At 53.9% G+C, this 15058-nt stretch carries 10 protein-coding genes; 1 reads left to right on the top strand and 9 read right to left on the bottom strand.

Annotation, left to right across the window (positions count from 1 at the left end):
• Positions 1-40: 40 nt before the first annotated feature.
• From V6U78_RS01755 to V6U78_RS01715, 9 genes are all read right to left on the bottom strand, one after another.
• Complete coding sequence (locus V6U78_RS01755) at positions 41-1417, bottom strand: flagellar hook-length control protein FliK (protein ID WP_405336571.1); 1377 nt, start codon at positions 1415-1417, stop codon at positions 41-43.
• Between the two features lie 78 nt (positions 1418-1495).
• Positions 1496-1948 (bottom strand): flagellar export protein FliJ, encoded by a 453-nt coding sequence (gene fliJ / locus V6U78_RS01750; RefSeq protein ID WP_405336569.1) that lies wholly within the window; start codon positions 1946-1948, stop codon positions 1496-1498.
• A gap of 60 nt (positions 1949-2008) precedes the next feature.
• Positions 2009-3355, bottom strand: coding sequence for a flagellar protein export ATPase FliI (fliI, locus tag V6U78_RS01745; protein WP_405336567.1), 1347 nt, complete (start codon positions 3353-3355; stop codon positions 2009-2011).
• Positions 3348-5207 carry a flagellar assembly protein FliH gene (locus V6U78_RS01740; protein WP_405336565.1) on the bottom strand — a complete coding sequence of 620 codons (1860 nt, stop codon included), beginning with the start codon at positions 5205-5207 and terminating at the stop codon, positions 3348-3350. Before V6U78_RS01740 ends, fliI begins: the two co-directional genes overlap by 8 nt.
• Positions 5208-5266: 59 nt before the next feature.
• The gene (gene fliG / locus V6U78_RS01735; protein WP_405336563.1) at positions 5267-6283 is read right to left on the bottom strand and encodes a flagellar motor switch protein FliG; all 1017 of its coding nucleotides are present in this window, start codon (positions 6281-6283) and stop codon (positions 5267-5269) included.
• Complete coding sequence (fliF, locus tag V6U78_RS01730) at positions 6276-8042, bottom strand: flagellar basal-body MS-ring/collar protein FliF (protein WP_405336561.1); 1767 nt, start codon at positions 8040-8042, stop codon at positions 6276-6278. The genes fliG and fliF overlap by 8 nt, the downstream gene beginning before the upstream one ends.
• A 37-nt stretch (positions 8043-8079) precedes the next feature.
• Complete coding sequence (fliE, locus tag V6U78_RS01725; RefSeq protein WP_405336559.1) at positions 8080-8484, bottom strand: flagellar hook-basal body complex protein FliE; 405 nt, start codon at positions 8482-8484, stop codon at positions 8080-8082.
• Between the two features lie 196 nt (positions 8485-8680).
• Positions 8681-10036, bottom strand: coding sequence for a sigma-54-dependent transcriptional regulator (locus V6U78_RS01720; protein WP_405336557.1), 1356 nt, complete (start codon positions 10034-10036; stop codon positions 8681-8683).
• Positions 10037-10101: 65 nt separating this feature from the next.
• On the bottom strand, positions 10102-11220 hold the full coding sequence (locus V6U78_RS01715) for a sensor histidine kinase (protein ID WP_405336555.1): 1119 nt from the start codon (positions 11218-11220) through the stop codon (positions 10102-10104).
• 240 nt (positions 11221-11460) lie between these two features.
• Here V6U78_RS01715 and dnaE point away from each other — a divergent pair, with 240 nt between their 5' ends.
• Positions 11461-15021, top strand: coding sequence for a DNA polymerase III subunit alpha (gene dnaE / locus V6U78_RS01710; protein WP_405336553.1), 3561 nt, complete (start codon positions 11461-11463; stop codon positions 15019-15021).
• Positions 15022-15058: the final 37 nt, after the last annotated feature.

Below are 15058 nucleotides of genomic sequence, written 5' to 3'. Positions count from 1 at the left end.
CCTGCATTCAGTTTTGCCCACTTCAGCACTGGATTCAAGCCTAAGCATAATAGTCTATCAGACCCAAAGGCTGCTGCAGTAGTGTGATTTCCTGCGCGGCAAGAGCATCCGCATCGGCTTCGTCTTCTGCTGACTGACCTGACGCTGTTGTTCTTTCCCAAGGCGCAGCTTGTCTTTGTGCCAAATCTTCTTGAGAAACCTGTGCATCAGTCAGTGCCAAACCACCTTGTTCCATCATCTCACGCAAGCGCGGCAGGGCTTGCTCAATCAAATCACGCGCATGTGCATTCGCTGATTGGAAGAACACACTCGCATTATCACCTTGCATACGAATCGAGATCTTGATGCTTCCTAAACCTGGAGGATCTAAGCGCATTTCCGCTGCTTGCAGGTTCTTGGACTGCATCATACTAATGCGATTCGCCAAGGCTTCTGCATTGGCCATCGCGGCAGCCTGCTGCGCTGCCAAAGAGACCGGCGCCATACCAACGCGACCTTGCATCATCGCAGCCATCTGAGGCTGGGCCAGAGACAGGCCAGCTCCCGCCGACTGAAGTAACTGCTGCAGGCCTTCAACCTTGCTCGCACTCTGTGGCTGCACCGCCTGCTGGTTAAGACTGCTGACCAGCTGATCCAGGCTTTTGCTCAAATTAAACTGCTCTGCGCGCACAGGCAGAGCACCAGGATCACCTTGGGTCGCGGCTTTACTCGTCGTGGCCTGATTCAACGCGGCTTTACGCTCCGGCGCTTCGGCGTGTAACGCCTCTCTCAGCGAGGACTGGGTACGATCACTCAGCTGAGATGCGACACTTGGTGTAGCCGCTTGCAGCTCTTGACTACTAGGATTCCATTGCCATTGGGCAAAGGCCAACAGGCCCTCCTGCTGGGCCGCCATCTGATTGAGTAGGTCTTCGATACCAGCAAGGATTTGCTGCTGATCAAGATCGACATCCACCAAACTCTCGACGACAGCTAAAAGATCAGCGCTGAGCAGCTGGCTCAGATCAACACCTTGTTCTAGCTGTGCCTGAAGATCGGCCAGCTCCTGCTCAGAAAGACTGCCCAACCAGGCTTGCAGCCCCTCCAGCACAGCATCGCGCTGTTCTTCGCTCAAGCCGCTTAATAAAGCCTGCGTTTCTTCACTGAGCGGCAATACATCGCCTCCTGCTGGCAGATCCTGTCCGCTCGTTGCAGCCGTTTCAGAAGAGGGCTCTTGTCGAGCTGGCGTCTCTTGTACGGTGTCTTTCTCTGCACGAGGCGGCGGATCACGGCGCTGAACAGACTGAGTGGCGGCTTGCATCTGCTCTCGAAAAATCGGGCCTTCACCCTCAAGAGAAGGCACAGCAGAGGCGCGTTTTTGTGTGGCAGAGGAGGAGAAATTGAGTAGAGCATGCACAGCATTTGAGGCATTCATCATAAAGCTTCCTGTTCAGCAGCCGAACGAAAGGAACAAAGTTCACTGTCTTTCAGCAGCTTATCGCAAAGAACATGCCAATTAATAGGAGCGTCGTGCATAGTTTTTCAGGCTCGATAACTCATCGAGCATTTTCTGCTCGGCCCGTGCTGCAATCAAGGCTTCTTCATTGCGCAGCTGAACCATCACTTTTTCCACAGCTTGGGCCTTCGCCCTGACTTGAATCCAGTGCTGAGTCACCTGCTGCTTTTGTTGCTCGAGTAGGCTAATTTGCTGCTGCTGCTGAATTTGTGCTAACTCAAGCCGCTGAATAAAAGCCTGATAGCGCATCATCGCTTGAATATTGACAGGGCGTCCTGGGGTGTCTCCACCCCGCATCAGTTGCATATATTCAGACTCATAGTTTTTAAGCTGTTTCCGCGTCTGCTCTTCTTCGGCAATTTTTTGATTGAGATAGCCCAGCGCGCGGCTCGCTTCATCCACTTTTTTTTGCGCCATTTGCAAAATTGGCACGAGGCGTTTTTCTCGGCTCACTGTGTTTCACCTTCGCTCAATTCAAGTCTGACCTCAACATCCAACCACGGGGTCGCCTGACTATCCCTGTGCTAGAAACATATTCTTACCTAACAGCTCCAATCTTTGCCGACTGGTCAGCAGGTCGACCTGCTCATTCAGCGATTGCTGCAAGAACTGGCGCATCACCGGCATTAACTGAATCGCCAAATCAATTTCTGGATCACTGCCTTTGGCGTAGGCCCCGACATTGATTAAATCTTTATTTTGCTGATAGCGTGCATAGAGCTGTTTAAAACGATATACGCGCGCCAAATGTTCTGGTGTGACGATCTGCGGCATGACACGACTAATCGAGGCCTCCACATCTATCGCTGGATAATGGCCTTCTTCAGCCAAGCGACGCGATAGGACCAAGTGCCCATCGAGAATCGCTCGTGCTGCATCCGCAATCGGATCCTGCTGATCATCGCCTTCTGTTAAAACAGTATAAAATGCGGTGATTGAACCCTGCCCCTGCGCACCATTGCCCGTTCTTTCGACCAACTGAGGAATTTTGGCAAAGACGGAGGGCGGATAGCCTTTGGTCGCTGGCGGTTCACCGACAGCCAAAGCGATCTCGCGCTGGGCCTGTGCATAGCGAGTCAGTGAATCCATCAACAGAAGAACATTTTTACCCTGATCACGGTAGTATTCAGCAACACTGTGCGTCAACTGAGCCGCACGCAGGCGCATTAACGGTGCGTCATCTGCCGGAGAGGCGATAACTACCGAGCGCGCCATGCCTTCTGGGCCAAGGATGGATTCGATAAACTCTTTGACTTCTCGACCACGCTCACCGACCAGTCCAACTACGGTAATATCCGCCTTGGTAAAGCGTGTCATCATGCCTAAGAGCATGGATTTACCCACACCACTGCCAGCAAACAAGCCTAGGCGCTGCCCCTGTCCAACCGTAAACATGGCATTGATCGCACCCACACCAACATCCAAAGGCGTATCAATCGGGTGGCGCTCAAGGGGATTGATAATCCGCCCATTCAGACTGGCCTCAGCCTCGGTCTGCAAAGGCCCCAGCGAATCCAATGGACGACCATAGCCATCCAGCACACGTCCCAACAAACTAAAACCGACTGGCACCTTGAGCGCCCGCAAATTAGGCGTGACTCGAGCCCCAGGGCGCAAGCCTTCGGCATTACCAAGCGGCATCAAATACAACTGCTCGCCTGAAAAGCCAACCACTTCGGCTTCAACCGGATGACCTGTGACGGATTCGATATCGCAGTAAGAGCCAACAGGCAAGGCACAGCCTACCGCTTCCAAGGTCAGGCCAACCATGCGCACCAAGCGGCCTTCCACCAAAGGCTGGTCTGGCTTGATCTGTGCTTGATGCTGACGCAGGCGCTCTGCTAAAGAAGACTTAACCACTCACTGGCCCCTGAGACTTTGGCGTCATCTCTTCTAGTGGCTCATCGAGATCGCTAAGAAAATCATCGGCCCAAGCATCTTGGCTGTCTTCTTGCAAATAACGCCCTTCATGCACTGATTCGGGCGCCCAAGTTGCTTCAGCGGACTCAGGTGTCTCTGTCTCGAACTGCGGCTGGTCATCGCCCTCCTCTGCTGCGGCAGGCTCTTCCTGCCCAACCGAAGAAAGCAAAGTATCGAGTTCGGCATCGATATCTTCATCTACCAGCTCCATCTCACTATCGAGCGCTTCTAAGGCCTGTGCAAAAAACTCGTCTTCACTCAGGTCATCAAGATCAGTGACTGGCGCTGACGGAACGGCAACCTCTTCTGTCTCGGTCAGTTCAGTCGCAGGCTGCGCGTGCATCGCTTGTTCGGTCTCCGGCTCTGGCTCATCAGCGCTTGCGCTTTTAATCGAAGCTGCGTTTTCTGCAAGAGGGCCGTGTTGTGCAAGAGAACTCTGTTCTGTACCCGGTGCCTGCTGCGCTAAAGCTGACTCAGCTAGAGACGCATCAGCGGCAGCCTCCAATTCAGCCTCGGCAGACAGAGCCGCTGAGGTTGCAGCCTGTTCAGGCTCGAGTTCAGCCATCGGCGATACAAGCTGGGCAGAATCGAGAGATGTCTCTTCTTCCCCTACTTCTGCCGCTGGAGTTGTATTCACTAGCGGCTCGGGAGTCGCTGGAATCGGCTGACGGGGTGCGGCCTGACGCTGCAAGCTCACACGCGAGACAGGCGCTGCAGCGTTCTCTGCTGGCTGTTCAGCCTGCGCAGCAGCAGACGAGGCCGTTGCCTCACTCACCGAATGGGCTGGGCGAGCAGCTTGCTCTAAATCAGGTTCTGCCTCAGTCACGGCATCGGGCATTGAGACGGCTTCTGGCATTGGATCTAGCGAAGTGCCATCAGCCACTGGCGTCATAGCCGCTGGCTCCACAGAGAGGGGTTCCACAGAGGATGACTCACTAGTGGGCGCAGTGCTCTGAACCGCTGAAACAGGCTCTGGTGTATCGAGCTGCTCGTCAGCCAGACTGTCCATTTCGCCAAGACGCTGTTGGTATTGACCCGCCACCAGTTGCCCAACCAGTTTTTTGTAGCGCTGCTCTAGCGTTGCATCTACGAGGCTTTGGCGTGTTTCGAGCTCGACTCCACCGGGTGTGATATTCACATTCGGCGTCAGCTGGTAACGATCAAGCAAAGAAGCACAGGCAGCTTCGACCAAAGGGAGATCATCAGGATGAAAATGGATATTGAGACGTTGATAGCCAGGTGGCAGAGCTGCAATCGACTCTTTGATGATATCGCGCAGATAGTCACGATCCAGCGCCACTTCACGGCGAATCAAGGCACGACAAAGCTGGTCGACCAGGCCCAAGAGCGCCTGCTCTACTTCAAAATCGAGTTCTTGAATCGGCCCTTGCAACTGATGAATCAAAGAAGCCAAGCGCGCTAACTGGGCATCGATTTCATGCTGAGCTTCGTCGAGGCCACGTTGGTAGCCAACCTGAAAGCCAGCCTCCTGCCCTTGTGCCTCACCTTCTTGATAGCCCAGCGCACGACCGGCCTCATAGCCAGCCGCATGACCAGCTTCTTGACCCGCCTGATAGCCAGCCTGCTCAGCTTCTGCTCGCAAGGCTTCGACTTCTTCAGCCGTAGGCAGTTGTGGCTCAGCAGGTGCTTCTTCCTGTTCTGCAGCGGCGGTTTGTGCCTCAAGCTCATCTAAGCGGCGTGCTATGCTGCGCTTAATGCCAGTCAGATCGGGCATCTCCCAGCGGCGAAAAGGCACCTGCTCTTCAGCGGGGATACGTTTTCTAGATGTCACAGATCACCCCCTGATATAAATGCGTCCAGCAACTGGCATTGCTTGTATCAAAAGACAGCTTAAACCATCTCATCGTTACTGGATGCCAGGTTGATCGTACCTTCTTCTGCAAGACGGCGTGCCACACCGAGGATTTCTTTTTGTGAAACTTCCACTTCACTGACACGAACAGGTCCTTGTGCTTCAAGATCATCACGCAGCAGCTCTGCAGCACGCTTGGACATATTCTTGAAAATTTTATCCTGAACACGGGCTTCGGCTCCTTTGAGCGCCAGCGTCAAGGTTTCCGGTTTGACTTCGCGCAGCAGAGTCTGCAGATCTTTATCATCCAGATCAGCAAGGTTATCAAAGACAAACATCAGATCTTCGATCTCTTCACCCAGCGCTTCATCGACTTCTTTAATCGCATCCATCAGATCGCCTTCGATGGTGCTATCCAGGTTGTTCATAATATTCGCAACCACCTTCACACCACCCATGCTGGTGGTCTGTGTGCCGCCTGAACCCGAGAATTGCTTCTCGAGAATATCATTCAACTCCTGCAGAGCCTGCGGCTGCACAGATTCCAAAGCAGCTACACGCAGCATCACATCTAAGCGAACTTTAGGATCAAAGAAACGGAGAATCTCTGCACCCTGATCAGAATCCAGGTAGGACATCACAATCGCTTGAATCTGCGGATGCTCAAAGCGAATGATATCGGCCACAGCACGCGGCTCCATCCACTTCAGCGTATCCAGACCTGTCGTGTTCCCGCCGAGCAGAATCCGATCGATCAGACCATTTGCCTTATCTTCACCCAAGGCTTCGCTGAGCATCCGGCGAATATAGCTGTCTGCCCCCACACCGAGGCCAGTTTGCTCGCCGACATCTTCAAGAAAGTCACCCAGCACTTCTTCAACCTGAGCACGACTGACATTCTGCAGCTGCGACATGGCTAAACCAATTTTCTGGACTTCTTTCGGGCCCATGTGTTTCAGCACCTGAGCCGCATCCGTCTCGCCCAGCGACATCAACAAAATGGCCGCTCTCTCTAACGAAGAGAGGCTTTCCGCATAGAGATCTTCATCAGTCATCGTTTGCTATCCATTGACGGACTACCTGAGCCACCCGACCTGGGTTCTCAGCTATAAGGGCACGAATGGCGTTCAACTGGCGCTCATACAAGTCACTTGGCGGTGCCAACAGCGGATCATCGGAAGCACTGAGCGTCACCTGATCATCAGAGAGGCCGCCATCCAGCGGTGCCAGCTCATCCAGTTCTGCACCTTCGATATCGGCATCGGCTTTGGTGGCCAGATTGCGCAGAATCGGGCGCAGCACACCAAAGATCAAGATTAGAACAAACAAACCTGCCAGTATCTGCTTGGCCAAATCCCAGAACCAAGGCTGCTCCCAGAAAGGGAGTTCGGGCAGCTCGTCCAAGGTACTCTCAACAAAAGGAGAATTAATCACACTGACGCTGTCTCCACGCACGGCTGAGAAGCCAACAGCATTACGCACCAGTGCATTAATCCGTTCCAGCTCGTTTTCATTCCAAGGCATACGCTCAGCACGGCCAGTTTCTGGGTTGCGCTGTATCAAATCATCCAGCACCACAGCCACGGTTAAGCGTGCGATACGGCCCGAATCAGTACGTGAATAGCTCAGCGTGCGATCCAGCTCAAAGTTACGTGTCGCCTGAGCACGACGATTAGTCGGTGTACCAGCTTCACCCCCTGCACCTATAGCCTGCTCAGGCGCAAAGCCATCTTGTGGCGGCTGGTTGGACAGGGCACCAGGGATACCCATGGGGCCAAAATCCCCCACCCGCTCTTCATTGACTGTTTGCTCACTGCGTATCGCCGGCATATCTGGATTAAACTGCTCTGAACTTTGCTCGATCTGGGTAAAGTCCACATCCACTGAGACAGCCGTTTGGAAACGTCCTGGACCAGCGACAGGTTCCAGAATCTGGCGAATACGCTCATTAATACGCTGTTCAACGATGCGCGTATGCTCTAACTGGCGCGCCATAGCTTGATCAGCCTGGCTTTCTTCACGCTGAGAGAGCAAATTGCCACGCTGATCCACGATGGTGACATCCGCCGGCAACATAGATGGCACACTGGCAGCGACCAGACGCATGATCGCATTCGCCTGGGTTGAGTCCATCGAACGCCCAGGAGTGAGATTCAAAAATACAGAAGCAGAGGGACGGCGCTGATCACGCAAAAAGACGGATTGACGTGGTACCGCCAGGTGAACTCGCGCCTGACGCACAGTGTCCAAGCTGGCAATGGTCCGTGCCAGCTCACCTTCTATGCTTCGCAGATAGCGCGCGTTTTCCATAAACTGGCTGGTGCCCAAGCCTTGACTGGTCTCCAGCAGCTCATAACCCACGGTATTAGGCTGATGAATATCTGCGCCAGCGACTTGCATCCGCGCAAGATGGATATCCTGCTCACGCACCAGAAGCGTGCCCGAGGAAGGATCGATACGATAACGAATACGGTTGCGCTCCAGAATCTCAACAATTGCTGGAGAATCTACCTCGTTGAGGCTTGACATCAATGGACGATAGCTATCGGATTGCGACCAGAGCACTACAGCAAAGCCCAGTGCAATACTGGCTGCAAAGCCGATCAGCAGCGCCATCTGGCGCAGTACATCCAACTGATTAAAGTTGTTCAGTATGGTGCTGGCTCGGCTACCCGATTTAAAGAGATTGCTCTTCGCTGCTTTGTCCTGTTGATCAGCTGTATCCAGTGCCGCCGGACTGCTACCAGAGGCACTTGCCGTATTAGGCAAATTATCTGCTGCGCCGCTGGCTACATTGGCAGGTGCGTTTTCCATTCAATAACCTCAATAATTCCCGTGCGAAGCGCCAGCATCACACAGGCATACGCATAATTTCCTGATAAGCATTGACGAGTCGATTTCTGACCTGCGACATCGCATCAAAGGCTACGCTGGCTTTTTGTGATGCCACCATGACATTGACGATATCAACATCTGGATCGCCTAACTCATAGCGGGTACGGAGATCACTGGCGGTTTGCTGATGACCATTCACATTATCTATGGCTTGGCGCAGCATCGTCGCAAAGGAGGGGACATCGCGCACTTGGTCTGTGGCTCCGATACTGGCGACGCCTTCTGGACCACCCTCTTGTAAGGCACGAACAAGGGGGCCGTTTGGCGATCCCAGCCCATGAACTTGCATTCCATGGGATGTATCATGGCGCACACTGCGGATCTGCGACAAAACACTAGAAATATCGGCGCGTTCCACCATATCAGCTCACCTTTTCCTTATTCGTTTTTGATGAGAGCAGAGTGCTGAGTGGACCACCCACCCTACTCATCGAGATCACGGTTCATCAAACAGGGCTACTTTACCGAAATGCACCCAGCGTGACTACACTGCTGACGTATAATTTGTTCTCTACACCGTCATTTGCAGGTAGCAAAGCGTTACACTTCTCTACACTTTAGTCTTCTACTAAATAGCCTTCTTCGCGCATTTTTGCCAGTTTATAGCGCAAGGTACGCGGGCTAATTCCAAGACGCAAAGCGGTCTCTTTCTTCTTACCCCGTTCTTCATGCAACACCTGCAAAATACGCTGAAACTCCTGCTCTTTTAAATCTTGGCGCAAATCATCCGGCCCTTTGTGCGCAGCCGCAACGGCAGGCAGGCTCAGCGCTTCAGCCTGCTCACTGCTTTCAATCACCAAGCAGCTTGCTAGGATGCGCTGACCATCAGATAGAATCAGCGCGCGCTGCATCACGTTTTCCAGCTCGCGAACATTGCCCGGCCAGCCATGCTGCAATAAGCGCTGCCCAGCACATTCTTGTAGCACCGGAAGGGTTTTCAGGCCCATGCGTGGCGCATGTTTAACCAGTAACGCCCGCGCCAGCGGCAAAATATCCTTGCGCCGTTCACGCAAGGGCGGCCAGTTTAAGGGAAACACATTCAGTCGATAGTAAAGATCTTCACGAAACAGCCCTTCTTGCACAGCCGTTTTGAGATGCCGATTACTGGTTGCCAAAACACGCACATTTAATTTGAGCGTTTTTCTGGAGCCTAAGCGCTCGACTTCTTGCTCTTGTAGCACGCGCAGCAGCTTGGCCTGCAGCTCCAAGGGCATTTCTGTAATCTCATCTAGCAGCAGCGTGCCACCATCGGCCTGCTCAAACTTACCCGGTGCGCCTGACTGGGCGCCAGTAAAAGCCCCCTTCTCATAACCAAACAGGGTGGCCTCAAGCAGATTTTCTGGAATCGCTGCGCAGTTAATCGCGACAAAAGGCTGCTGGGCGCGTGCTGACTGGGCATGAATATAGCGCGCCAGCACTTCTTTGCCAGTCCCTGACTCACCGCCAATCATCACCGACGCATCACTCTTGGCCACCCGACCGGCTAATTCCAACAGCTGCAAACTCAGCGGATCTTCCACCACCAAGCCTTGCTGTGCTGGCTGCGCACCCACACGGGCTTCAATTAAAGGACGCAAGACATTCACCAGCGTTTCAGGCACAAATGGCTTCACCAGATAATCTGCCGCGCCTAGACGCATGGCTTCAACGGCTTGACTCACCGATCCATAGGCGGTCATCAGCACCATTGGCATCTCAGGGTAGAGAGTCACCACCTGCTGCAATAAGGCATGACCATCCATCACAGGCATACTGACATCCGACACCAAGGCAGCAAAGCTTTGCTTTTTTAGCTGCACCAGCGCCTCCTGCCCATTCGCTACCGATAAGTAGGTCCAGCCCTCAAGCTCTAGAGTATCTTCAATGGCTTCACGCAAGTCTGCATCGTCTTCAACGATGAGAAGGTCATACATAGCTGTTTATCCTACTGGCTAAAGAATGAGCGCCACCTGAGTTCAGCGCACCCAAGATGCGATGCTCACACAGTCGCAGACGACTCCAAGGGCAGAGCGATCCATGCCCGCACCCCCTGACCTGGCGCTGATTGCAACCAGAAATGACCTTGATGTGCCTCGACCACCGCACGCACGATGGCCAGACCCAAGCCAGTTCCTTGCGACTTGGTTGTAAAAAAGGGTTCTTGTGCCGCCTGAACCTGCTCTGCTGTCATGCCTGGGCCATCATCAGCCAAGCAGAGCAACAAATGCGCACCCTGCTGCTGTACCAGCTGATCCACACACTCCATATGTAATTGCATTGCAGGCGGGGGCACACTGGCTTCGACGGCATTATTCACGAGGTTCAGCACCGCGCCGACCAGCGAGTCGAGACTAACCACTATTTCAGCAGAATCCAGCCGACCTTCCCATGTAAAGTTTATGGCATGTCGCTCAACCACAGGCAGAATCGCGTCTTTTAATGCCGTCACCAGTTGAGTCAGAGGAATCCGCTGCGCCATGCTCGTTTCGCCCTTAGCAAAAATCAGCATGTCACGGATTTGTTGATCCATATGCTGCAAACGCCCTTGCAGCTTAGCGGCAAATTTTTGCTGTTGTGCGACACCTAAATCTGGTTTTTGCAAATGTCCAGCATAGAGCAGGGCCGTGGACAGCGGCGTTCTTAACTGATGCGCCAAAGAGGCCACCATATGCCCCATAGACGACAAGCGCTCATGCCGCGCCACCTGAGCCTGCAAAGCACGCGTCTCAGTCAGATCCTGCAAAAGAATCAACTGCCCCTGCCCGCCGGTCATTGAGCTGATCGACAGACTCACACGACGGCCATTTTTGAGCGAGACCTCATGTCCATCATCCTTGCGTGGCGCAAAGCGATCTTGCACCACATGCAACCAGGCCTCGCCCACCAGTGGTTCGCCCAAGAGGGCCAAGGCTGCCGGATTCGCCTGGCTGACCACCCCCTGCGCGCTGAGCATCACGATGCCCGCTGGAATCACATGCAGCAGGTCATCCAGTGCCTGCGCAGGATGCTGCACCCCCTGAGGGTGAAAGTCAGCCTCTACGGCCTGACGCTCGCCAGAAGCACGCTGAAGGGCTGCACGAAAGTCAGACGATAAACGCTGCGATGATGAACTCGACACAGGCAACAGGCTCTCTTGGATCAGATGGATCACATATTAAGAAGGATAAGGGGCCTTATTCTACACGTAAACTAGGGTTTTTATTGGCGATTTTGTTACGCTTTTTAGCTGATGAGTCTGTATATAAGCTCAGGGGCTTCTCGCGCTGTTTTGCTGATAGGGACAGGCGGAGCTGGTAAACTAGCGACTCTGCATAGCCAGCCTATGCCCCTGTTTTCTTGCTAAGTGATGATGTCCTGCATGTCGATACCTTTTATCCATCTGCGTCTGCATTCTGAATTCTCTCTCAGTGACGGCCTAGTTAGACTCAAGCCACTGATCAAAAAAAGTGCAGCCCTGGGCTACCCCGCGCTGGCACTCACTGATGAGATGAATCTCTTTGCCCTGGTCAAGTTCTACAAGGCCGCACAGGGCGCAGGCATCAAACCGATTATCGGCAGTGATATCTGGCTCACTCCCAGTCAAGAAGGCGGGCAACCCAGCCGCCTGACCCTGCTGGCGATGAATGCACAGGGCTATCGCAACCTGACCGAACTGCTTTCACGGGGCTGGCTTGAAGGCCAGCACCAAGGGCGCGCTTTTTTACAGGCCGAATGGATTGCCGCGCAATCTGAAGGCTTGCTGGCTCTTTCAGGTGCCAAGGAAGGCGAGATAGGTCAACTGCTGCTGGCCGGTCACACCCAGCTTGCCCAACAGCGACTCCAGCACTGGATGCAGATCTTCCCTCAGGCTTTTTATCTGGAGATCCAGCGTACTGGCCGTGATGGCGATGAAGACTGCCTCCATGCCAGCGTCGAACTCGCCCAAGCCACTGGCTGCCCACTGGTGGCGACCAATGACGTGCGCTTTATGAGCCGCCAAGACTTTTGGGCACATGAAACCCGCGTCTGTATCGGTGAAGGACGTGTTTTAGAAGATCCCAAACGGGAACGACGCTACTCAGAAGAGCAATACTTCAAAAGCCCCGAAGAGATGCAGGCCCTGTTTGATGACCTGCCCGAAGCCCTCACCAATAGCGTTGAAATTGCCAAGCGTTGCAATGTTGATGTGCGCCTTGGCGAGTATTTTCTACCTGAATACCCCATTCCAGAAGGTATGACGCAAGATCAGTTCTTCCGTCAAGTCTCCCATGAGGGCCTTACCCGCCGCCTTGATAAGCTCTTTGCCCACAGCCCTGAGACACGCCAACAACGCGAACCCGAATACCGCGCCCGTCTCGATTTTGAACTGGATACCATCTTGCAGATGGGGTTCCCTGGCTACTTCCTGATCGTGATGGACTTTATCCGCTGGGCCAAGGACAACGGCGTTCCAGTTGGGCCAGGGCGGGGTTCAGGTGCGGGTTCGCTCGTGGCCTATGCGCTGGATATCACCGATCTCGATCCACTCGAATACAGCCTGCTCTTTGAGCGCTTTTTGAATCCCGAACGGGTCTCGATGCCTGACTTTGATATCGACTTCTGTATGGATGGCCGTGATCGCGTGATCGAGTATGTGGCCGAAACCTATGGCCGTAATGCCGTCTCGCAGATCGTCACTTTTGGCACCATGGCCGCCAAGGCCGTTGTACGTGATGTCGCGCGTGCTCAAGGCAAGCCCTATGCTGTCGGTGATCGCCTGTCTAAGCTGATCCCATTTGAAGTGGGTATGACGCTCGAAAAAGCAGCCGCTGAGGTCGAAGAACTCAAAGCCCTAGAAGAAGCCTATCAGCAGGGGCTTGAGCGTGAACTTACCCAAGCTGAACTCGATGCATTAGACCAAGAAGGGCTTGAAGTCTGGAGCATGGCGCGTGAACTTGAGGGCCTGACTCGTGGCACAGGCAAGCACGCGGGCGGGGTGGTCATCGCGCCCACTAAACTGACTGATTTTGCGCCGCTCCTCGCTGATGAAGAAGGCGGCGGCCTCGTTGTCCAGTTTGATAAAAACGATGTTGAAGAAGCGGGATTGGTGAAGTTCGACTTCCTTGGTTTAAGAACGCTGACCATCATCGACTGGGCGCTGAAGGATGTCGATCGTATTCGTGCCGAACAAGGCCAGCCCCCCCTGGATATCACCAGTATTCCACTGAATGACGCGCCCACCTTTGCGATGCTGCAACGCGCAGAAACCACCGCCGTCTTCCAGCTTGAATCACGCGGCATGAAGGAGCTGATCAAAAAGCTCAAGCCCGACTGCCTCGAAGATATGATCGCCTTGGTCGCCCTCTTTCGCCCCGGCCCGCTACAGTCAGGCATGGTGGATGACTTTATCCAGCGTAAGCATGGCCTGGCAGAGCTCGCCTACCCTCACCCAGATTATCAGCTGGATAGCCTCAAGCCGGTGCTCGAACCCACCTACGGGATTATTCTTTATCAAGAACAGGTCATGCAGATCGCGCAGGTGATGGCCGGCTTTACCCTCGGCGGCGCAGATATGCTGCGTCGAGCTATGGGTAAGAAAAAGCCAGAAGAGATGGAAAAAATGCGCGGCTTGTTTTTGGAAGGCGCGCAGAACAATGGCATCAACCCCACGCTGGCAGGGCAGATTTTTGATCTGGTTGAAAAGTTCGCCGGTTATGGCTTCAACAAGTCTCACTCCGCCGCCTATGGCTTGGTGTCCTACCAAACCGCTTGGCTGAAAGCTCACTATCCAGCACCTTTTATGGCGGCTGTTCTCTCCACCGAGATGAACAACACCGACAAGGTGGTCATGCTGGTAGAAGAATGCCGCGCAATGGGGCTTACCGTCACGCCCCCCAATGTGAACCAAGGCAGCTGGCGTTTTACCGTCAACCCAGAAGGCGAGATCGTCTATGGTTTGGGTGCCATCAAGGGCGTGGGTGAAGGTCCGGTTGAAGCCATCGTACAGGCCCGTGCGACCCAGGGTCCCTTCAGTGACCTGTTTGATTTTTGCCAGCAGGTGGATATCAAAAAGCTCAACAAGCGCTGCCTTGAAGCCTTGATTCGCTGCGGTGCACTGGATGATCTTGCCCCAAGTCGCCATCTGCTGATGGCTGCGCTCGAAGATGCGCTCAAGGCCGCAGAGCAAACCAAACGCAATGCCAGCCTGGGCATGGGCGATCTGTTTGGTGATCTGATGGGTAGCAGCGCCAGCACCAGTACAGAAGATCCCTATGCCCCCTATCTGCATCTACCTCAATGGACAGAGAAAACCCGTCTTGCTGGCGAAAAAGAGACCCTCGGCCTGTATCTCACCGGCCACCCCATAGATGAATATGAGCAAGAACTGCGCCGCTTTGTGAGCAAGCGTATTGCTCAAGTGCAAGCCTCGCGCGATAGCCAGCGTATTGCCGGTTTAATCGTTGCCCAGCGCACGATGAAAAACAAACGCGGCGAAACCCTCGCCTTTTTGACGCTGGACGATCGCAGTGGCCGCCTCGAAGTGACGGTTTTTGGTGAGGACTATGAACAGTACAAGGACGAGCTACAAAAAGACCGACTGGTGATCGTCGAAGGTGAAGTCAGAGAAGACCATTTTACTGGCGGCCTTGCCATGCGTTGTAAAGAAGTGACCCCCATCACCCAAGCGCGCAGTAAGTATGCGGAGGCCATCGAACTGCTGATTGATGAAGCCCACTACCCAGCGCAACAGCTACAACAGGTCGCAAGCTGCTTACAGAAATACCATTTACAAGGCCAGGGTCTCCCCCTGAGGATTCGCTATCAGTCTCAGCTTGGCGCAGTCACACTGGTGGCTGGATCGGCTTGGCAACTGGTGCCACACGAACAGGTGTTTGAAGAAGTTGCTCAACTGCTGGGCAAAGACGCGATACAATTGGCCTATCAATCTGACAGACGCTAAACTGCGTCCCAAGATTTGGCCTTCTCAAAACACGACT

Source organism: Marinospirillum alkalitolerans (genome assembly GCF_045055655.1).
GTDB lineage: Bacteria > Pseudomonadota > Gammaproteobacteria > Pseudomonadales > Halomonadaceae > Marinospirillum > Marinospirillum alkalitolerans.
Note: the sequence above shows the minus strand (reverse complement) of the source record. Positions and strands in the feature narration are given on the sequence as shown.

Bases quoted from the DNA above. Each gene is read 5' to 3' on its own strand.
- dnaE (WP_405336553.1), top strand. From the start codon at position 11,461: ATGTCGATACCTTTTATCCATCTGCGTCTGCATTCTGAATTCTCTCTC.
- V6U78_RS01720 (WP_405336557.1), bottom strand. From the start codon at position 10,036: ATGTATGACCTTCTCATCGTTGAAGACGATGCAGACTTGCGTGAAGCC.
- V6U78_RS01755 (WP_405336571.1), bottom strand. From the start codon at position 1,417: ATGATGAATGCCTCAAATGCTGTGCATGCTCTACTCAATTTCTCCTCC.
- fliF (WP_405336561.1), bottom strand. From the start codon at position 8,042: ATGGAAAACGCACCTGCCAATGTAGCCAGCGGCGCAGCAGATAATTTG.
- fliG (WP_405336563.1), bottom strand. From the start codon at position 6,283: ATGACTGATGAAGATCTCTATGCGGAAAGCCTCTCTTCGTTAGAGAGA.
- fliE (WP_405336559.1), bottom strand. From the start codon at position 8,484: ATGGTGGAACGCGCCGATATTTCTAGTGTTTTGTCGCAGATCCGCAGT.